We start from the raw sequence: 19347 nt of genomic DNA on the forward strand, positions 1-19347 counted from the left end.
GGTTAAACGCCTTTTAACCTTTCCAATTCATTATCCACAACTGAGGTCAATCATATTCGGGCGCGTTGCCGTTCGAGGGTTCTCAGGGGTGATAAGCATGTTCAACACAGCTAGAATGGCTCTTCTGGCCGCGCTGTTTGCCGGCGTCGGACCGGCATTCGCCGCCGATTTCGTCGAGCCGCCCGTGGTCGAGGAGGCACCGCCACCAGTTGCCTACGAGCAGCCGGCCGAATTCGGCGGCTGGTATATCCGCGGCGACATCGACTATCACTGGTCGAAGTTTCGTGGTGGCGACTATATCACCTACGGTGTAGCGCCCCAGAATCCCGGCAAGTTCGCCACCGGCAAGCTGGATGGCGCCTTCTCGGCCGGCGCCGGCGTCGGTTACCAGATCGATGAGCATTTCCGCACCGATCTCACCTTGGACTGGATGAGCAAATCCAAATTCCGCGGCTCGACCAATGGGTTTTGCGGCGTCAATCAAACGCCCTGCACCTCGGTCGACACCTCGTCCTATTCGGCGCTGCTGCTCTTGGCCAACGCCTATGTCGATATCGGCACCTGGCATGGCGTCACGCCTTATGTCGGCGCCGGCATCGGCGGTGCCTGGGTCAAATGGGATGAGCTGCACAATGTGGACAGCGACGGTTCATTCGATCATGCCGGCGGCAAGGGCTGGCGCTTTGCCTATGCTGCCATGGTCGGCGCATCCTATTGCTTGACCGACCGCGTCAAGCTCGACGTCGGCTACCGCTTCAGCCACATCAACGGCGGCAAGATGTTCGACTATGCCTCGCTCCCCAATGTCGGCCCCGGCTATGACAAAGGCATCAACGTTCACGAAGTGCGCGGCGGCCTGCGCTATCAGTTCGGCAGATCGGACTGCGCTCCGCCGGAGCCCTATGTTCCGGAACCGGAGCCGGTCTACACCAAGTAAGCGCTTCGAAAATCCAGGAATTCGTCGACCGCCCGGCTGATGCCGGGCGGTTTTCGTTTGGCGGCCTGGAGTGCTGGAACACCGTCCCGCCCGAAGAGCGAAAGCGCATCGAAATCAATTCTCTAACGCCTTGTTATCCTTAACCCGCACTTAACCACTATGGTTAACAATGCTCCCTGATACGGCGCGCGACCGCAAAATGCGCCAAGTTCGGGAGCCGGGACCATGACATTCAAATCGCCTGTAGTGCTGGCGCTTGCAGCAATCGTACTGATGCCGCTGACGCCGGCGCTTGGCGCTGACTACGATCCGCCGGTCTATGTCGACCAGGCGCCGGACTATGTGCCGGTCGAGGTTGGCTCGGGGTGGTATCTGCGCGGCGATGTCTCTTATCTGGCGCAGAAGAGTTACAGGACTGTGGATTTAGGGTTCAATGCTGCCAACTACGAAGAAAATGAGGATCCGGTTTTTGCGAGCATAGGCTTCGGCTACCACTTCAACGACTATCTCCGCGCCGATCTCAATCTCGGCTATCTGCCCGGCAACAAGATCGGCGTCAGCTATGACAGCGGAACGACCGTGGCATCGGGAGACCTGAAAAACTTTGCGTTCTCGGGCATACTCAACGGCTATGTCGATCTTGGCACCTATGTCGGAATCACGCCTTATCTCGGCGCCGGTATCGGTCTCGTCCAGAGCAGGCGTCGTCTCTCGGCGGACTACTTCACCAACAACGGCAACCCCGCCGACGATTTCGTCACGCATGACAACAAGACCCAATACTCATTCGCCTATACGCTGAATGCCGGCCTTGCCTATCAAGTGTCCAAGAATGTTTCGGTCGATCTTGGTTATCAGTATTTTTCCGCACCGGATGCCGAATACCAGACTGTCGAGAGCCTGATTTCCTATCCGATCCGCAAAGGGATCACTAATCACCAAGTCAAAATCGGATTGCGCTACGATCTCTGGTAGGCTCGATCGAAGCCGAGGCGTTAACAATGGCGGGTCGTGGCCGGCCGTTTGCGTTTTCGCCCCGGGGCGCCGGCAATATCCCGGCAGCGACAAAAACTTTCCCCTTGACGCCGAAAGGCTGAACGCATATCGCCGTCCGTGGGCCACCCCTCCCCAACGAGGGGCCACTATCTGGAAGGATAGACCACGATGACGACGCATACGAAGCCCGGACTCCGTCCGGCAAATCCCAATTTTTCCTCAGGTCCCTGTGCAAAACGCCCCGGCTGGTCGGTCGAGGCGCTCAAAAATGCCGCGCTCGGGCGCTCGCATCGCGCCAAGATCGGCAAGGCCAAGCTCGAACAGGCGATCGAGCTGACGCGCGAGCTCCTCCAGGTTCCGGCAGATTACCGCATCGGCATCGTGCCGGCGTCGGACACCGGCGCGGTCGAAATGGCGCTGTGGTCGCTGCTCGGCGAACGCGGTGTCGACATGGTCGCCTGGGAGAGCTTCGGTTCCGGCTGGGTCACCGATGCGGTCAAGCAGCTGAGGCTCGCCGATGTTCGCAGGATCGAAGCCGGCTACGGCGCGCTGCCCGACCTGACGAAAATCGACTTCGACCGCGACGTGGTCTTCACCTGGAACGGCACGACTTCGGGCGTGCGCGTGCCGAACGGCGATTTCATCCCGGCCGGCCGCAAGGGCCTGACCATCTGCGATGCCACATCGGCCGCCTTTGCGCAAGGGCTGGACTTCCAGAAGCTCGACGTCGTCACCTTCTCCTGGCAGAAGGTGCTGGGCGGCGAGGGCGCGCATGGCGTGCTGATCCTCAGCCCGCGCGCCGTCGAACGCCTGGAAAGCTACAAGCCGGCCTGGCCGCTGCCGAAGATCTTCCGCCTCACTTCGGGCGGCAAGCTGATCGAAGGCATCTTCAAGGGCGAAACCATCAACACGCCGTCGATGCTGTGCGTCGAGGACTATCTCGACGCGCTGCATTGGGCGAAGTCGATCGGCGGCCTCGATGCTCTGATCGCCCGTGCCGATGCCAATGCCGCAGTGCTCGATGGCTTCGTCAAGAGTTCCTCGTGGCTCGGCCACCTTGCCGTCGAGCCGGCAACGCGGTCGAACACCTCGGTCTGTCTTTCCTTCACCGATCCGGATGTCGTGGCACTCGATGCCGACGGACAGGCGGCCTTCGCCAAGGGCATCATCTCGGCGCTCGACAAGGAAGGCGTCGCCTATGACATCGGCGCCTATCGCGATGCACCGCCCGGCCTGCGCATCTGGTGCGGCGCGACAGTCGAGGCCTCCGACCTCGAAGCGCTGCTGCCGTGGCTCGACTGGGCCTTTGCCGCGCGAAAGGCGTTGCTGAAGGCAGCCGCCTGACTCCCTCCCCTTGAGGGGAGGGTGGCCCGAAGGGCCGGGTGGGGTCGCCTCCACCCGCTCAACGATACGAGCTCAACGATACGCCATCCAGAAAAGAAAAGATTTTCGGCCGCGCCCGGCCGCAACGACCCCACCCCGGCGCTTCGCGCCGACCCTCCCCTCAACGGGGAGGGACGCCAATCGCAAAGGACCAAGCCCATGCCACGCGTTCTCGTCTCGGACAAACTCTCCACCACCGCCGTGCAGATCTTCAGGGATCGCGGCATCGACGTCGACTATCTGCCGGATCTCGGCAAGGACAAGGAAAAACTGCTCGAGGTGATCGACCAGTATGATGGGCTGGCCATCCGCTCGGCGACGAAGGTCACTGAGAAGCTGATCAACGCCGCGACCAGGCTGAAGGTCGTGGGCCGCGCCGGTATCGGCGTCGACAATGTCGACATCCCGGCGGCGAGCCGCAAGGGCATCATCGTGATGAACACGCCCTTCGGCAATTCGATCACCACCGCCGAGCATGCGATCGCCATGATCTTCGCGCTGGCCCGCCAGATACCGGAGGCCAACGCCTCGACCCACGCCGGCAAATGGGAAAAGAACCGCTTCATGGGCGTCGAGATCACCGGCAAGACGCTGGGCATCATCGGCTGCGGCAATATCGGCTCGATCGTCGCTACGCGCGGCGTCGGCCTGAAGATGCACGTCGTCGCCTTCGACCCGTTCCTGTCGGACAGCCGCGCCGAGGAACTCGGTGTCGACAAGGTCGAGCTGGACGAGCTGTTCGCCCGCGCCGATTTCATTACCCTGCACACGCCGCTGACCGACAAGACGCGCAACATCATCGACGCTGCGGCGATCGCCAAGATGAAGACCGGCGTGCGCATCATCAACTGCGCCCGTGGCGGGCTGATCGTCGAGGCCGACCTGATCGCGGCCTTGAAGAGCGGCAAGGTGGCCGGCGTCGGCATCGACGTGTTCGAGGTCGAACCGGCGGAGAAGAACGCGCTGTTCGGCATGGAGAACGTGGTGGCGACGCCGCATCTGGGTGCCTCGACGATGGAGGCGCAGGAGAATGTCGCGCTACACGTCGCCGAGCAGATGTCGGACTATTTGATCAAGGGCGCCGTTTCCAATGCCATCAACATGCCGTCGATCACCGCCGAGGAAGCGCCGCGGCTGAAACCTTTCGTCAAGCTCGCCGAAGTGCTTGGCGCCTTCGTCGGCCAGGTCACCGAGGATCCGATCAAGGAAGTCGAGATCCTGTTCGACGGCTCGACCGCGACGATGAACACGCGGGCGCTGATCAGCGCCACCCTTGCCGGGCTGATTCGGCCGCAGGTCGCCGATGTCAACATGGTGTCGGCGCCGATCATGGTGAAGGAGCGCGGCATCATCGTCGCCGAGGTCAAGCGCGACAAGTCGGGCGTGTTCGATGGCTATATCAAGCTGACGGTCAAGACCGAGCATAGGACGCGCTCGATCGCCGGCACCTGTTTTTCGGACGGCAAGCCGCGCTTCATCCAGATCAAGGGCATCAATCTCGACGCCGAGGTCGGCCAGCATATGCTCTACACGACCAATGCCGACGCGCCCGGCATTATCGGCCTGCTCGGCACGGTGTGCGGCGAGAACGGCGTCAACATCGCCAATTTCCAGCTCGGCCGCAACCGGCCGGGGGGCGATGCCATCGCGCTGCTCTATCTCGATGCCCCGTTCCCGGAAAACGTCTTGGCGCAGGTGCGCTCGCACAAATCGATCGACTCGGCCAAGCGGCTGCGCTTCGACGTCGGCGTCGCCTGAAAATTCGGTCGCTCCGTGTGCGGCAGCACGCGGAGCTCTTCCGCGGTCGTTGATGGACCGCAGTGAAACGTCGCGGCAAGCGACTTCATTCAGCCGCGGATATCGCCGTCTTCCGTCCGCTGTATTCGGCGAGGCCGATGCCGCCAAGCACCAGCACGAGGGCCAACGCCTGATAGAGCTGGAACGCCTCGCCGACGATCAGCACCGACAGCAGCGTTCCGAAGATCGGCACCAGATTGATGAACAGGCCGGCCCGGTTGGCGCCGATCAGCTCGTTGCCTCTGATATAGAAGATCTGCGAAATGACCGAGGCGCCGACGGCAGTATAGACTGCGACCGCCCAGCCGCGTGCATCGGGGACGATGACCCTGCCGGCGGCAATCTCCCACAGAAAGAAAGGCAGCGATGTGACGAGTGCGGCAACCGACAGCGCCAGCATCAGGCTCTGCCAGCGGATGACCGGCTTCAGCCGCAACCCCACCGAATAGAAGGAGTAGCAAAGCACGGCGACCAGCATGATGGCATCGCCGAAGTTGAGATCCAGCCTGAGAAGCTGGCGTGGATCGCCATGGCTCGCCGTCACCACGACACCGGCGATGGTCAGCACGACACCGATGACCTGCACGCCGTTGACGCGCAGGCGAAAGAACACAAAATTGGCGATGATGATGACGATCGGAATCGCCGCCTGCTCGATCGAGACGTTGATCGCCGTGGTGTAGTTAAGCGCCGTGTAGAAGATCGTGTTGAAGAAGGCGAAGCCGCAAGCGCCGAGCCCGCCAAGTAGCAACCACTGCCTGCGCACCACCGGCCAGTCTTGGCGCAGCGTTCCCCAGCCGATCGGCAGCAAGATCAGAACCGCCAGCAGCCAGCGCAGGAAGACCAGCGTCATCGGCGAAATATGACCGACCGCCAGCTTTCCCGCCACGGAGTTGCCGCCCCACAGCAAGGTGGTGAACAGCAGGAACAGATAGGCGGTTCGATGCATCGTGAAGTCCCGGCCAGGCAGAGAGAAATGACGGGTCGTTGCGGGCCTATTGCGACAGCTCGCGCAAGTAAATGATGTCAAAGGCGAAAATTGTTGTGCCTCGGAGCGTTTTGGGCGGCAAAGAATGGTCGCGCTCGCCGGGTCTTGACGCTATAGAGCGACATGCGCCCAATTGGACGCACAAAGTACGCTCTAGGGCTTATTAATCTTCGCATCGTGCTTTTGAAAATCGATTCCGATTTTCGGGCCGATGCGATAGAGGCCTGTCGTTTCGAACCGTTTCAAGCTGCGTCGCGCGGCGTCTCAAGGGAAAAGAAGCATGGCCAATGTGGTGGTCGTCGGCTCGCAATGGGGCGATGAAGGCAAAGGCAAGATCGTCGACTGGCTGTCCGAGCGTGCCGACGTTGTCGTGCGCTTCCAGGGCGGCCACAATGCCGGCCATACGCTGGTCGTCGACGGCAAGGTCTACAAGCTGTCGCTGCTGCCGTCCGGCGTCGTGCGGCAAGGCAAGCTGTCCATCATCGGCAATGGCGTCGTCTTCGACCCGCACGCCTTCGTCGCGGAAGTTGCGAAATTGAAGGCTCAGGGCGTCGAGGTGACGCCGGACCGCCTGAAAATAGCCGAAAACACCGCGCTTATCCTGTCCTTGCACCGGGAGCTGGACGGATTCCGCGAGGACGCCGCTTCCAATTCCGGAACGAAGATTGGCACGACCCGTCGTGGCATCGGTCCCGCATACGAAGACAAGGTGGGCCGGCGCGCGGTCAGGGTGATGGATTTGGCGGATTTGGAAACGCTGCCCTTGAAGGTCGACAGGCTGCTGACGCACCACAATGCGCTGCGGCGCGGGCTGGGCCATGCCGAGGTCACGCATGAGGCGATCATGAGCGAGCTGATCTCGGTCGCCGACGAGATCCTGCCCTATATGGATCGCGTCTGGAAAATCCTCGACGACAAGCGCCGGGCCGGCGAGCGCATCCTGTTCGAGGGCGCGCAAGGCACGCTGCTCGACATCGACCATGGCACCTATCCGTTCGTCACCTCCTCCAATACGGTCGCCGGTCAGGCTGCCGCTGGGTCCGGTGTCGGCCCGGGCGCGATCGGCTATGTGCTCGGCATCACCAAGGCCTATACGACGCGGGTTGGCGAAGGTCCGTTTCCGACCGAACAGAAGAACGAAATCGGCGAGTTCCTGGGCACGCGCGGCCATGAATTCGGCGTCGTCACCGGCCGCAAGCGGCGCTGCGGCTGGTTCGATGCCGTGCTGGTCCGCCAGGCCGTCGCCGTCAACGGCATCAAGGGCATTGCGCTGACCAAGCTCGATGTGCTCGATGGGCTGGATGAGATCAAGGTCTGTACAGGCTACCGCCTTGACGGCGAGGCGATCGATTACCTGCCGGCCAGCCAGGGCGCGCAGGCGCGCGTCGAACCGGTCTACGAGACGCTGGAGGGGTGGAAAGGCACCACCGCCGGCGCGCGTAGCTGGAACGACCTCCCGGCCCAGGCGGTGAAATACGTCCGCTACATCGAAGAGCTGATCGGCGCGCCGGTCGCACTCCTTTCCACCAGCCCTGAACGCGACGACACGATACTTGTGACCGATCCGTTTCAAGACTAGTTTCTCAGCCTTTCCGGGCATTGCGGCTGATTTGCGGGGGCCGGCCCAGAAACAAAATGCAGGTCGACTGAAGCATGGTAGATTTTGTTTCTGTTCTGAAAAAGGCGCTCGATAATCTTGGCGAGCCGTCGGCGGAGGTGCGCGCCAGGGTCTACGACAAGGCTCGTTCGACGATTGCGAAGAAGATTGCCGACCGCGATCCACCGCTTACGCCGTCGGACGCCGCTAAGCAGAAGCGTGCGCTCGAAGAGGCCATCTCAAGCATTGAGCGAGACTACGCCAAACCTGCGCCGACATCCGATCCGCTGGCGGAACTGGAGGACATCTTCTCCTCCATAGACCGCAACAAGAACCAGTCCAGTCATGTCCGGCAGCCGGCAAAGACGGAGCCGGCAAAGAGCGGGCCGGCATGGCAGCCCACGCCCGCCAAGGCGGCGCCGAATTGGCAAAAGCCGCAGCCCGTCGCTCTTCCTCCGGAGCGCGCTGGTTCGCCGTCATCCGACATGGATCTTCCGACGGCCGATGGCAAAGATGGCGTTTTTCAGGACGATGACTTTTCCAACGACGGCGGCCCCGCGGAGGACAGGTTCCAGCGGCTCCATCCTGCCGAGCGCAGGCGCAGCTATGGCGGCGTGATAGCCGCCGTCATCGCCTTGCTCGTCATTGCCGGTGGGGGTTATGGCATGTGGCTGAACAAGGAGGCGTTCGGCAGTATGTTCGGCCTCGACGGGACCAAAGCCGTCGCCACCGAACCGCTGGTAAAACCAGCCCCGGCCAAGCCGGTGGCCGACGCGGCCGTACCGGCCGCCGCGCCTCCGACGGAGGCCGGCGAAGGCGCGAAGTTCACGCAGCGCCTGACGCCCGAGGGCCACGAAGTGGATCCCGGCCCCGCAGCCGGGCAGGCGGGCATCGGCGAAGGCGAATCCGTCGCCGCACTCACCACGCCGCCGTCGGCCGCACAAGCTCCGACCACCCCGGCACCCGCCGCGCCGGCACCGGCCGCACCTGCCGACACGCAAGCCCCGGCCACTGCTCCAGCAGTCGATGGGTCGGCTGCACCAACTCCCGCAACGCCGCCCGCCAACGGAGAGGCAGCACCCGCCGATGCTGCGACTGCCCCGCCCGCGCCCGCAGCGGCCGCCACACCGCCCGCACCGGCAGCGGCACCAACGGTAGTTCCACCGGAAGCCGCGTTGGCGGTCGGCCAGAAGGCGATCTTCTACGAGGAACGCACCAGCACCGCTCAAGGCTCGGCCGAGCCCGGCAACATCGTCTGGTCGCTGGTGCAGGAATCGCCCGGCGGCGACCTGCCGCCCGAGCCGGCGATCCGCGCCGAGGCGACTATTCCAGGCAAGGATATCCAGTTGCGCATGACGATCCGTCGCAACACCGACCAGACGCTGCCGGCCAGCCATATCATCGAGATGATCTTCCTGACGCCTAACGGCTTCGAGGGCGGCGGTGTCGACAACATCCTGCGTGTCGCCATGAAGGGCTCCGAACAAGATGCCGGCAGTCCGCTGATCGGCATCCCGGCCAAGATCGCCGACGGTTTCTTCCTGGTTGCGCTCAACGACACCAAGGCGGATGAAGACGCCAATTTGACCTTGCTCAGGGGCCAGGACTGGATCGACGTGCCGGTCGTCTACAAGACCGGGCGGCGGGCGCTGCTCACCATGGAAAAGGGCATTCCCGGCGAGAAGGTGTTCGACGAGGCGCTGAAGGCCTGGCAGGCCAAAACGGCGGGCTGAAGCTGAGGTATTGGTCCGGTCGCTGGTACCGTTCAGAAGCCCTGGAACAGCATGTCGAGTGCGGTCACGATGTCGTCGTGATGCCGAGAAAGATTTCCTTCGGCGATGAGCAATTCAGAGGTCATCAAGGCTGACATGAATTGAGTGACCATGACATGGTCCTTACCGTTGATGGTGAAGATAGGATTTAGCCGGCGGCCCGGCACCGGGGCCTTGTTGGCTGGCATCAGCGGGACGACTACCTTCGTGTCGAGCCGTCCCAGAAGGTCGGACTGGACATCGAGAAGGTAACCGTCGCCTTCGGCACTCTGATAGAAATCATAACGCGCCATCAAAACAGCCGGTACTTGGCCAAAGGCAAGCCGTTGCGCCTGACATAGTCATTGGAACTGTCGATCGCTTCCTTGTTTTCCTCTTGCCACCGCCGGTTTTTTTCGGCCGAAATCGCCTTGGCGATGCCCTCTTCCGCAGCGCGGGATATATTGATGCCCAACGCTTTGGCATCCTCGATCAATCTGGAGTCGATCGATGTATTAACCGACTTTCTTTGGGCTTTTGGAGTCGATTGAAGCATGGAGTCGCTCCCATTTATGCGCATAATGTAGGCGCATATGAGCGTGCATGCAACCTCTCATGCCTCCATCTCTTCCCGCAGCATCTCGAGTTCCAGCCACTCCTCCTCGAGTGCTGCCAGCGTGGTTCGCTCCTTGTCGAGCGCGGCAATCGTCTTCTGGAACGAGGCCGGGTCGCGCTCGTAATAGGCCGGATCGGCGATGTTGTTCTCCAGCCGCGAGATCGAGGCCGACACCGCCTCGATCTTCTTGGGCAGCGATTCCAGGGCGAATTTCTGCTTGAACGACAGTTTCTTCGCCGGGCCCTTCGGCGCGGCCGCTTCGCTCCTAGTTGCCGCTTCGCCGTTTTCTGGCTTCGGCCGCGCCTTGCGGTCGTCCAGCCTGGTGCCGCCGCGCTGCGCCAGCATGTCGGAATAGCCGCCGGCATATTCGATCCAGCGGCCGCCGCCTTCCGGCGCGATGATGCTGGTCACGGTGCGGTCGAGGAAATCGCGATCGTGGCTGACCAGGATCACCGTGCCGGCAAAGCCGGCGACCAGTTCCTGCAGCAGCTCCAGCGTCTCCATGTCGAGATCGTTGGTCGGCTCATCGAGCACAAGGAGGTTTGCCGGCCGCGCCAAAACGCGGGCGAGGATCAGCCGCGCCCGCTCGCCGCCCGAAAGCTCGCGCACCGGCGTGCGCGCCTGTTCCGGCTTGAACAGGAAGTCCTTCATGTAGGACACGACATGCCGCTGCTCGCCATTGATGACGAGGTTCTCGCCGCGCCCGTCGGTCAGATACTGCGCCAGCGTCTCCTGCGGGTCGACGGCTTCGCGCTTCTGGTCGAGCGTGGCGATCTCCAGATTGGTGCCGAGCCGCACCGTGCCTGCGTCCGGCTTCAATTCGCCGGTCAGCATCTTCAATAGCGTCGTCTTGCCGGCGCCGTTCGGCCCGACCAGGCCGACGCGATCGCCGCGCTGGATGCGGGTCGAAAATCCCCTGACCACGGTCAGATCGCCAAAGCTCTTCTCGATGTTCTTGGCTTCGATCACCAGTTTGCCGGATTCGGCGGCGTCGCTGGCTATCATCGTCGCCGCACCCTCGGCGCCGCGATGGCCGCGAAAGCGCTGGCGCATGGTCTGCAACTCACCGAGCCGGCGCATGTTGCGCTTGCGCCTTGCCGTCACGCCATAGCGCAGCCAGTGCTCCTCGCGCACGATCTGGCGGCCGAGCTTGTGCTGCTCGCGCTCTTCCTCCTCCAGCACGATGTCGCGCCATTCCTCGAAATAGGCAAAGCCCTTGTCGAGACGGCGGGTCTGGCCGCGGTCGAGCCAAATTGTGGCGCGCGACACGCGTTCGAGAAAACGCCGGTCATGCGAGATGACGACCAGTGCCGAGGAGGTGCGGGCAAGCTCCTCCTCCAGCCATTCGATAACCGAAAGGTCAAGGTGATTGGTCGGTTCATCGAGGAGGAGAATGTCGGGCTCCGGCGCCATGACGCGGGCGAGCGCGGCGCGCCTCGCCTCGCCGCCGGAGAGATCGTTCGGCCGTTCCTCGCCGGATAGGCCGAGATGCTCCATCAGATAGGTGGCGCGGTAAGGATCGTCGGCCGGCCCGAGCCCCGCCTCGACATAGGCGCGGACAGTCGCAAAGCCGTCCATGTCGGGCATCTGCGGCAAGTAGCGCACGGTCGCCGATGGCTGGCGGAAGACTTCGCCGTCCTGTGGTTCGATCAGCCCGGCGGCGATCTTGAGGAGCGTCGACTTGCCAGAGCCGTTGCGGCCGACCAGGGCGATCTTGTCGCCAACTGAGGCCGTCAGGGCGGCATCGTCGAGCAGCGGCGTGCCGCCAAAGGTCAGCTTTATCCCGTCGAGATTGAGAAGCGGCGGCGCCATGTCAGCTTTCTGGGCTCAGCTTTCCGGAAGAGGGTAGGGATGCGCGAGCAGCAGCGCGCGGCCGCTGGCCAGCGCGATTTCGAGCCGGCCCTTGACCTCGTTGGAAATGGTTAGCGACGAGCCGAACGCAACCTCGACATCGTCGAGCGGCCATTTGGCGCCGGTGACTGTCAGGCCGGCGAGATCCGAAAAGCCGAGCACCGAAAACAGCGTGCCGTCGACATAGTCGAAGCCGGTCTTTCCAGGCAGCAAAGGAATGCCTTCCTGTGCGCCGCTGGTCAAAAGCACTTCCGTTCCGCCTTCCGCCAGCCGGACGCTCAGCGCCAGATGCAGGAAGATGTGGTCGGTGCGTTTGCCGCCGAAGGCGCCTGCGAGCACAAGGCTGGTCGCACCGCGTTCGAGCGCGGCGGCGATAGCGAGTTCACCGTCGGTCTTGTCCTTTTCAGCGGGAAACACCTGCCGTGGCACGGCGGCCAGATCCTCCGGCAAATCGGCAGGCACGGAATCGAAATCGCCGACCCAGAGTTCCGGCCTCAGGCCCAGCATACGGGCATGGCCGATGCCGGCATCGGCGGCAATGACGCGCGTGCCGGCGACCTGGCGGTCGAGCAGCGGCGTGCGGATGAGATCGCCGCCAAGCAGGATGGTGAATGTGCTCATATCTCGTGGCCCTTACCAGCCCTGCCCCGGAAACGGAAGATGAAACGGCAGACGAAACGGAAGGCCGCGCTTTGGATGCCCGGCAAACTTCCGCTTGCGCGGCACTTCGGCCGGGCCTATGTGTCGAAACGCTCTAACGGGGTGCCGGACGCGATCTTCGCGGACCGGCTGAGAGGCAAGACTGCCAACCCGCTGAACCTGATCCGGTTTGTACCGGCGGAGGGATTAGACGTTTCGGACAGCCCGACGCCTCAATTCCTTTCAACGCGAACGAAGGAGGCGCCGATGCGCAGTTTTTTCCACTCTCTTGTCTCGATTGTCCTGCTTGCAGCATCCGCGCTCGCCCTGCCAGGGCAGGCATCGGCACAGGATAAGCTGACCGTCTATACCTATGAAAGCTTCACCGCCGATTGGGGTCCGGGACCGGCGGTGAAGAAGGCTTTCGAGGCCGAGTGCGGCTGCGTCGTCGAATTCGTCTCGGTCGCCGACGGCGTCGCGCTGCTCAACCGTGTGAAGCTGGAAGGCGCCGCGACCAAAGCCGATATCGTGCTTGGCCTCGATACCAATTTGACCGCAGATGCCAAGGCAACCGGCCTGTTTTCGCCGCATGGCGCCGTGTCGGACGTCAGCGTGCCGGGCGGCTGGAGCGACGGTATTTTCGTGCCGTTCGACTATGGCTATTTCGCCGTCGTCTACGATACCGAAAAACTGAAGAGCCCGCCGAAGAGCCTCAGGGAATTGGTCGAGGGCGATGCCGGCGACAAGATCGTCATCCAGGATCCGCGCACCTCGACGCCGGGCCTTGGCCTGCTGTTGTGGGTCAAGTCGGTCTATGGCGACAAGGCGCCGGAAGCCTGGGCCAAGCTCAGGGCAAAGGTGCTCACGGTAACGCCGGGCTGGAGCGAGGCCTACGGCCTGTTCACCAAGGGCGAGGCGCCGATGGTGCTGTCCTACACCACCTCGCCGGCCTATCACATGGTTGCCGAAAACACCGAGCGCTACCAGGCGGCGTCCTTCGAGGAAGGCGAATATCTGCAGATCGAGGTCGCTGGGATCACCACCAAGGGCGCGAAGAATCCGCTGGCGGAAAAGTTCATGGCCTTCATGACCGGGCCGAAATTCCAGGACGTCATTCCCGAGACCAACTGGATGTTCCCGGCCGGCAAGACCGACAAGCCGCTCAACCCGGCTTTCGACAAGCTCGTCAAACCGACCAAAACCTTGCTGTTCAGCTCGGAGGAGGTGGCGGCAAATCGCAAGGCTTGGGTCGACGAGTGGCTGGCGGTGATGAGCAAGTAGGCTTTCACCGACGAAGATGTTCGCTCTACGGCGCCCCCCTCTGTCCTGCCCTCTTTGCCAAAGCTTGGCATCTCCCCCACGAGGGGGGAGATTGGCCGTCATTTCGGCTTTCGCCAATCTCCAACGTTGCAGGACTGAGCGAGGCGCGGACGCTGCCGATCTCCCCCCAAGTGGGGGAGATGTCCGGCAGGACAGAGGGGGGCGCGAAGGAACGCCGTCCTCGCTAAGAATCTCGAATCTGGCGGTCTAGCGTGCAACGCGCGTCATCATCGGACTCCCGCGTCACCGCTGGCACAGTCGCGCTCGCCGCCATCGCGCTGCTGATCGGCGGCGCCTTCGCAGGGCTCGTCCTGGAAGCCGCACGCGACCCTTCCGGTGCTGTCTCGGCTTTCGATTCCTATCTCTTCCGGGTCGCCCGTTTCACGCTCTGGCAGGCTCTGTTGTCGACCCTGCTCTCCGTCGCACCAGCGCTGTTCGTCGCGCGTGCCCTGTCGCGGCATCCACAGTTTTTCGGGCGAGGCTTTATCCTGCAGCTTTTCGCCGTGCCGCTGGCGCTGCCGGCCATTGTTGCCGCACTCGGCGTCTTGGCACTCTATGGCCGCGCTGGGTTTTTCGCCGGCATGCTCGGCGCGATTGGCGGCCAGAGCTGGCCCGGCATCTATGGTCTGTCGGGCATTCTCGTCGCCCATGTCTTCTTCAACCTGCCGCTGGCAACGCGGCTGTTCCTGGAAGCGTTGCAGACGGTGCCGGCCGACCAATGGCGGCTGGCGAGCCAGCTTGGCATGGGCGCGGCGCCGGCCTTCCGGCTGATCGAATGGCCAACGCTGCGTGCGGCCCTGCCGGGCATCGCCGGGCTCGTCTTCATGCTCTGCATCACCTCCTTCACCATCGTGCTTACGCTGGGTGGCGGGCCGCGTGCGACGACGCTGGAGGTTGCTATCTACCAGGCGCTGCGTTTCGACTTCGACCCGGCGCGGGCGGTGACGCTGACCTTGCTGCAAATTGCCCTGACCTTTGTCGTGGTGCTGGCATTGACGCGGCTTGGCGCCAATATGACCGGCGACGCCAATCTGCCGGTTGCGCCGCGCCGGTATTTTTCAGCTGGTGCGGCCGAGACCGTGCTGAACGCGCTGGTGATCGGGCTGGCACTGCTGTTCGTCGCCGGGCCGATGGCGGCCACGCTGGCGGCCGGGCTTGGCGCCGATCTCGGCCGCCTGGCCGGCGAGAGCGCGGTGCGGCAAGCGACGGCGACCAGTGCCATGCTCTCCCTCTTATCGGCGCTGCTCTCCTTGGCGTTGTCGCTGTCGCTGGTCATGGCGCGCCGGGCGCTGGCACTCACCCGGCGGACCGGCAGGCGGACGCTGCTCGAACATCTGGCCGACACCGGTGCGGGGTTCGTCCTGGTGGTGCCGCCCATTGTCATCGGTGCCGGCTGGTTCCTGCTCCTGCGCACCGTCAGCGATGTCTTTGCGATCGCCCCTGTCATGGTGGTTGCGGTCAATGCGGTGATGGCGATGCCGTTCGCCATCCGCGCTATCCGCCCTGCCTATGACGCGGCGAGCGAACGCCACGAACGGCTCTGTGCACAGCTTGGCATCTCGGGCTGGAACCGGTTGCGGCTGGTCGACTGGCCGTCGCTGCGGCGGCCGCTCGCCACCGGCTTCGCTTTCGCCATGGCGCTGTCGCTCGGCGATCTCGGCGTCATTGCGCTGTTCGGCAGCGATTCCGTGCAGACCTTGCCCTATCTGCTGCTGGCGCGCATGGGCAGCTACCGCACCGAGGATGCGGCCGGGCTGGCGCTGCTGCTCGGCCTTGTCTGCCTGGCACTGGTGCTGACCGCGGACTGGCTGGGAAGGAGAGAGAAATCATGATGCCGATCAGCCCGGAACGGTCCATTTCGGTGGAAAAAAGCGCGGCCGTGCGGCTCGACAATGTCTCGTTCAGCTATGGTGAAACGCCGCTTATATTCGACGTCGATTTCCCGGCGTCGGAAATCACCGCCATCATGGGGCCGAGCGGTTCGGGAAAGTCGACGCTGCTCAATCTGGTGGCCGGTTTCGAGGTGCCGCGGTCGGGCCGCGTGCTGATCGGCGGCGCCGACGTCAGCACTGCGCCGCCTTCAGAGCGGCCGGTGTCGATGGTATTTCAGGAAAACAACTTGTTTGCCCATCTTTCCCTCGAGCAGAATGTCGGGCTCGGCCGCTCGCCTTCGCTCAGGCTGAACGACGCCGATCGCGCCGCAATCGCCGCAGCGCTGAAGCGCGTCGGCCTTGCCGGCAAGGAAAGCCGGCTGCCGCGCGAACTCTCGGGCGGCGAGCGGCAGCGCGTCGCGCTCGCCCGGGTCCTAGTGCGCGACCGGCCGGTGTTGTTGCTCGACGAGCCGTTCGCTTCGCTCGGACCGGCACTGCGCGACGACATGCTCGACCTGGTGGCCGACGTCCATTCGGAGCAGCGCATGACGGTGCTATTCGTCACGCACCAGCCGGACGATGCGCGCCGTATCGGCCGAAACATGGTTTTCCTGGATGGTGGCACGGTTGCCGCGACGGGCACCGCCGCCGATTTTTTCGTCGGGGCTGGACCGGAGGCATTCCGACGCTATATCGGCTCGGGTCCGTTTGCGGCTGGATCACGAGATGTTGCCCGGAAGCGGACATAATTTATGGTCAAACCGGCGGAAGGCGAAGCGGCGCTTGCTTGCCATGGTCGAGGTAGTGTGGCTAGGTCCGCCAGGAGTTGGTCCGGCTTAGACCGTGATTTGCCCTTGCTGCCTCGTATCTGTCGGACGCACGAAGGACGCCGTAGCACTTGATTTTGCGCGTGATGCTTTCCGGAAATCGCGCCCGATTTTCGCGGTCACGTGCCAGGACTTGAAAGGAAGCCGATCTGCCGACCGGCATCGACAATCGGAGGGTGAAACCGCTGGCGCGCTTTCTGGCGCTGGCCGGTCTTGCCGTGGCGCTGGCAAGCTGCCAGATGTTCACGCCTCCCGACGTGCAGGAATCAGGCTTTCAGCCCTCAGACAAGCCGATCACGGTCGACAACGTCGCCGCCAACGGCAAGCTCGCCCAACTGGCGAAGGCGCAGCACCCGCGCATCCTCGCCACCTATGGCGGAGAATATTCCGACCCCAAGCTCGAGCGCATGGTGGCCAAGATCGTCGGCAGACTGACCGTGGTGTCGGCCAACCCGACCCAGACCTACCGCATCACCATCCTCAACTCGCCCAACGTCAATGCCTTCGCGCTGCCGGGCGGCTATCTCTACATCACCCGCGGACTGCTGGCGTTGGCCAACGATTCAGCCGAGCTTGCCGCCGTCATTGCGCATGAGATGGGCCACGTTACGGCCAATCACGGCCTGCAGCGCCAGCAGCTGGAAGCCGAAGAGGGCTTGGCGACCAAGGTGGTTTCGGATGTGCTCGGCGACAACCCGACGGCCAAGGCGGCGCTGATCCGCGGCAAGTTGAGGCTGGCCCAGTTCTCGCGCAATCAGGAGTTGGAGGCCGACGCCATCGGCATCAAATCGATCGGCGAAGCCGGTTTCGATCCCTACGCCGCCGGCCGCTTCCTGCAGTCGATGTCGGCCTATACCGATTTCCGCTCGATCAGCGGCGCCACCGACGCCAGCCTCGACTTCCTGGCGACGCACCCCAATACGCCGCAGCGTATCGATCTCGCGCAGCGTCACGCCCGCCAGTTCGGCGCGCCCGGTGTCGGGTCGCGCGACCGCGATTCATTCCTTTCCGGCGTAGACGGGCTGCTTTACGGCGACACACCGGAGGAAGGCTATGTGCGCGGCGAAACCTTCCTGCATCCTGGCCTCGGCGTGTCGTTCTCGGTGCCCAACGGCTTCATCATCGACAATTCGGCAGCGGCGGTGACGGCGACCGGCCCGGGCGACATGGCGATCCGCTTCGACGGTGTTTCGATCGACAAGGGCCGCTCGCTGACCGACTACATCCGCAGCGGTTGGGTTGCCGGCCTCGACGACAGCAGCGTGCGCCAGGAGACGATCAACGGCAACGAAGCGGCGACCGCGCATGCCGGCGCCGATGGCTGGCAATTCGATATTGCGGTGATCCGCGCCGGCGGCCAGGTCTACCGCTTGCTGACCGCGGCACCTTCGGCCAGCACTTCGCTGAGCACGGTGGCGCGCTCGGTCAGCGGCTCGTTCCGTATCCTGAGTGCTGCCGAGAAGGCGGCGTTGAAGCCGCTGCGTATCCGCATCGTCACGGTGCAGCCCGGCCAGACAATGGGCTCCCTGGCCGCACAGATGGTCGGCGTCGACCGCAAGCTGGATTTGTTCAGGGTGCTCAATGCGCTGTCACCGGGTGCCGCCGTCTCGGCCGGCGACAAGGTCAAGATCGTCACGGACAAATAGCAGCCGACGCGATTTTCAGGCTGCGAGAAATTCCGGATTCTGCTTCACCAGCGCCGCCTTGAGTTTTTCCATGGCGCGCGCCTCGATCTGGCGGACACGTTCCTTGGAGATGCCGAGCGTCTCGCCGAGTGCTTCGAGCGTCGCGCCCTCGTCGCTCAGCCGGCGCTCCTCGATAATCCTGAGTTCTCGCGCATTGAGCGCGCCGAGCGCCGTCTTCAGCCAGACAGAGCGGCGTTCGACATCGATCGTGTCGCCGACGACCTCGTCGGGCAGCGGATCATCCGAAACCAGGAACTCCATCCGCTCGGTTGCGCCCGCATCCTCGGCAAGCGGCGTGTTGAGCGAGCTGTCGGGTGCCGAAAGGCGGGAATCCATCATCGCCACATCGGCCTCGGAAACCCCGAGAGCCGCCGACACTTCGCGGTAGAGCGTGGCATTCGACGTCTGCTCGGCGCCGTTTGCCAGGCGGGCGCGCAGGCGCCTCAGGTTGAAGAACAGCGCCTTTTGCGCCGAACTGGTGCCGCCGCGCACGATCGACCAGTTGCGCAGGATATAATCCTGCATCGACGCGCGGATCCACCAGGTCGCATAGGTCGAGAACCGCACCTCGCGCTCCGGCTCGAAACGGGCCGCGGCCTCCAGCAGTCCGACATGGCCTTCCTGGATCAGGTCGCCCAGCGGAAGGCCGTAGTGGCGGAACCGCGACGCCATGGAAATGACCAGCCGCATATGCGCGACGGTGATGCAGTGCAGCGCGTGCTGGTCATTGTTTTCCTTCCAGCGCAGCGCCAGGAGATGCTCTTCGTCACGTTCCAGATAAGGGGCTTTCATCGCCGCGCGAACCATGGTCCGTCCTGCACTGTCTTGCATCATGCCGCGCTCCTGCTTCAGGCGTTGCGGTGCGATCGAATCGTGAGTTGGCGCCGATAGTTGAAATGGCGGCGCCGCGCCCTACAACAGCCAAGAACGTGCCATGCGGGGGAATGTTCCCCCGGACTGTCATGTCGATTGCGCTGTTTCCAGGCGATTCGCCACCGGCCTTGACTCAGCCGGATGGCGCCGGGAGATGCTGGTTGAGAATGGGATTTCAAGGGCGCGAGATTTTTGAAATTTAGTTTCTTATTCTGG

At 63.4% G+C, this 19347-nt stretch carries 16 protein-coding genes and 1 riboswitch; of the genes, 10 read left to right on the top strand and 6 right to left on the bottom strand.

Annotation, left to right across the window (positions count from 1 at the left end; translation table 11 throughout):
* Window positions 1-97: 97 nt before the first annotated feature.
* The 4 genes from NKI85_RS01465 (at window position 98) to serA (ending at window position 5074) form a co-directional block, all read left to right on the top strand.
* Window positions 98-937, top strand: a complete 840-nt coding sequence (locus NKI85_RS01465; RefSeq protein WP_352522856.1) for an outer membrane protein — start codon at window positions 98-100, stop codon at window positions 935-937.
* A gap of 225 nt (window positions 938-1162) precedes the next feature.
* Window positions 1163-1912: an outer membrane protein gene (locus tag NKI85_RS01470; protein ID WP_352775455.1), complete on the top strand. Its 750-nt coding sequence runs from the start codon at window positions 1163-1165 to the stop codon at window positions 1910-1912.
* Window positions 1913-2101: 189 nt separating this feature from the next.
* On the top strand, window positions 2102-3277 hold the full coding sequence (locus NKI85_RS01475; protein WP_352775458.1) for a phosphoserine transaminase: 1176 nt from the start codon (window positions 2102-2104) through the stop codon (window positions 3275-3277).
* Window positions 3278-3475: 198 nt separating this feature from the next.
* Window positions 3476-5074, top strand: a complete 1599-nt coding sequence (gene serA / locus NKI85_RS01480; protein WP_352522853.1) for a phosphoglycerate dehydrogenase — start codon at window positions 3476-3478, stop codon at window positions 5072-5074.
* Window positions 5075-5159: 85 nt separating this feature from the next.
* Here the strand turns inward: serA and NKI85_RS01485 are convergent, their stop codons facing one another.
* A complete protein-coding gene (locus NKI85_RS01485) occupies window positions 5160-6062 on the bottom strand; it encodes a DMT family transporter (protein WP_352522852.1) in 903 nt (300 codons plus the stop codon).
* A gap of 319 nt (window positions 6063-6381) precedes the next feature.
* Between NKI85_RS01485 and NKI85_RS01490 the strand changes: the two genes are divergently transcribed.
* Entirely contained in the window at window positions 6382-7680 is a 1299-nt protein-coding gene (locus NKI85_RS01490; RefSeq protein WP_023680654.1) for an adenylosuccinate synthase, read from the top strand.
* A gap of 74 nt (window positions 7681-7754) precedes the next feature.
* Complete coding sequence (locus tag NKI85_RS01495) at window positions 7755-9431, top strand: hypothetical protein (RefSeq protein ID WP_352522851.1); 1677 nt, start codon at window positions 7755-7757, stop codon at window positions 9429-9431.
* Between the two features lie 32 nt (window positions 9432-9463).
* Here the strand turns inward: NKI85_RS01495 and NKI85_RS01500 are convergent, their stop codons facing one another.
* From NKI85_RS01500 to NKI85_RS01515, 4 genes are all read right to left on the bottom strand, one after another.
* Complete coding sequence (locus NKI85_RS01500) at window positions 9464-9763, bottom strand: CcdB family protein (protein WP_352522850.1); 300 nt, start codon at window positions 9761-9763, stop codon at window positions 9464-9466.
* Complete coding sequence (locus NKI85_RS01505; RefSeq protein ID WP_502900637.1) at window positions 9763-9924, bottom strand: type II toxin-antitoxin system CcdA family antitoxin; 162 nt, start codon at window positions 9922-9924, stop codon at window positions 9763-9765. The genes NKI85_RS01500 and NKI85_RS01505 overlap by 1 nt, the downstream gene beginning before the upstream one ends.
* A gap of 138 nt (window positions 9925-10062) precedes the next feature.
* The gene (locus NKI85_RS01510) at window positions 10063-11877 is read right to left on the bottom strand and encodes an ABC-F family ATP-binding cassette domain-containing protein (protein ID WP_352775461.1); all 1815 of its coding nucleotides are present in this window, start codon (window positions 11875-11877) and stop codon (window positions 10063-10065) included.
* Between the two features lie 15 nt (window positions 11878-11892).
* The gene (locus NKI85_RS01515; RefSeq protein WP_352522847.1) at window positions 11893-12537 is read right to left on the bottom strand and encodes a thiamine diphosphokinase; all 645 of its coding nucleotides are present in this window, start codon (window positions 12535-12537) and stop codon (window positions 11893-11895) included.
* A 127-nt stretch (window positions 12538-12664) separates the two neighbouring features.
* Window positions 12665-12779: riboswitch (TPP riboswitch) on the top strand.
* Between the two features lie 43 nt (window positions 12780-12822).
* Between NKI85_RS01515 and thiB the strand changes: the two genes are divergently transcribed.
* From thiB to NKI85_RS01535, 4 genes are all read left to right on the top strand, one after another.
* Window positions 12823-13836 carry a thiamine ABC transporter substrate binding subunit gene (gene thiB, locus NKI85_RS01520; RefSeq protein ID WP_352522846.1) on the top strand — a complete coding sequence of 338 codons (1014 nt, stop codon included), beginning with the start codon at window positions 12823-12825 and terminating at the stop codon, window positions 13834-13836.
* A 251-nt stretch (window positions 13837-14087) separates the two neighbouring features.
* Window positions 14088-15707 carry a thiamine/thiamine pyrophosphate ABC transporter permease gene (thiP, locus tag NKI85_RS01525; RefSeq protein ID WP_352522845.1) on the top strand — a complete coding sequence of 540 codons (1620 nt, stop codon included), beginning with the start codon at window positions 14088-14090 and terminating at the stop codon, window positions 15705-15707.
* Window positions 15704-16495 carry a thiamine ABC transporter ATP-binding protein gene (thiQ, locus tag NKI85_RS01530; protein ID WP_352522844.1) on the top strand — a complete coding sequence of 264 codons (792 nt, stop codon included), beginning with the start codon at window positions 15704-15706 and terminating at the stop codon, window positions 16493-16495. The genes thiP and thiQ overlap by 4 nt, the downstream gene beginning before the upstream one ends.
* A gap of 254 nt (window positions 16496-16749) precedes the next feature.
* Complete coding sequence (locus NKI85_RS01535; protein ID WP_352522843.1) at window positions 16750-18219, top strand: M48 family metalloprotease; 1470 nt, start codon at window positions 16750-16752, stop codon at window positions 18217-18219.
* A gap of 15 nt (window positions 18220-18234) precedes the next feature.
* On the opposite strand, the gene NKI85_RS01540 is transcribed toward NKI85_RS01535, so the two are convergent.
* Window positions 18235-19092, bottom strand: a complete 858-nt coding sequence (locus NKI85_RS01540) for an RNA polymerase factor sigma-32 (protein WP_352775466.1) — start codon at window positions 19090-19092, stop codon at window positions 18235-18237.
* Between the last annotated feature and the right edge of the window lie 255 nt (window positions 19093-19347).

The sequence above is a fragment of the Mesorhizobium sp. M0571 genome (genome assembly GCF_040320985.1).
Taxonomy (GTDB): domain Bacteria; phylum Pseudomonadota; class Alphaproteobacteria; order Rhizobiales; family Rhizobiaceae; genus Mesorhizobium.

What these genes read in the sequence shown, in the direction of transcription:
- NKI85_RS01500 (WP_352522850.1), bottom strand. Translation starts at nt 9,763, where the DNA reads ATGGCGCGTTATGATTTCTATCAGAGTGCCGAAGGCGACGGTTACCTT.
- NKI85_RS01470 (WP_352775455.1), top strand. Translation starts at nt 1,163, where the DNA reads ATGACATTCAAATCGCCTGTAGTGCTGGCGCTTGCAGCAATCGTACTG.
- NKI85_RS01510 (WP_352775461.1), bottom strand. Translation starts at nt 11,877, where the DNA reads ATGGCGCCGCCGCTTCTCAATCTCGACGGGATAAAGCTGACCTTTGGC.
- NKI85_RS01515 (WP_352522847.1), bottom strand. Translation starts at nt 12,537, where the DNA reads ATGAGCACATTCACCATCCTGCTTGGCGGCGATCTCATCCGCACGCCG.
- NKI85_RS01485 (WP_352522852.1), bottom strand. Translation starts at nt 6,062, where the DNA reads ATGCATCGAACCGCCTATCTGTTCCTGCTGTTCACCACCTTGCTGTGG.
- thiQ (WP_352522844.1), top strand. Translation starts at nt 15,704, where the DNA reads ATGATGCCGATCAGCCCGGAACGGTCCATTTCGGTGGAAAAAAGCGCG.
- serA (WP_352522853.1), top strand. Translation starts at nt 3,476, where the DNA reads ATGCCACGCGTTCTCGTCTCGGACAAACTCTCCACCACCGCCGTGCAG.
- NKI85_RS01490 (WP_023680654.1), top strand. Translation starts at nt 6,382, where the DNA reads ATGGCCAATGTGGTGGTCGTCGGCTCGCAATGGGGCGATGAAGGCAAA.
- NKI85_RS01495 (WP_352522851.1), top strand. Translation starts at nt 7,755, where the DNA reads ATGGTAGATTTTGTTTCTGTTCTGAAAAAGGCGCTCGATAATCTTGGC.
- NKI85_RS01465 (WP_352522856.1), top strand. Translation starts at nt 98, where the DNA reads ATGTTCAACACAGCTAGAATGGCTCTTCTGGCCGCGCTGTTTGCCGGC.
- NKI85_RS01540 (WP_352775466.1), bottom strand. Translation starts at nt 19,092, where the DNA reads ATGATGCAAGACAGTGCAGGACGGACCATGGTTCGCGCGGCGATGAAA.
- thiB (WP_352522846.1), top strand. Translation starts at nt 12,823, where the DNA reads ATGCGCAGTTTTTTCCACTCTCTTGTCTCGATTGTCCTGCTTGCAGCA.
- NKI85_RS01475 (WP_352775458.1), top strand. Translation starts at nt 2,102, where the DNA reads ATGACGACGCATACGAAGCCCGGACTCCGTCCGGCAAATCCCAATTTT.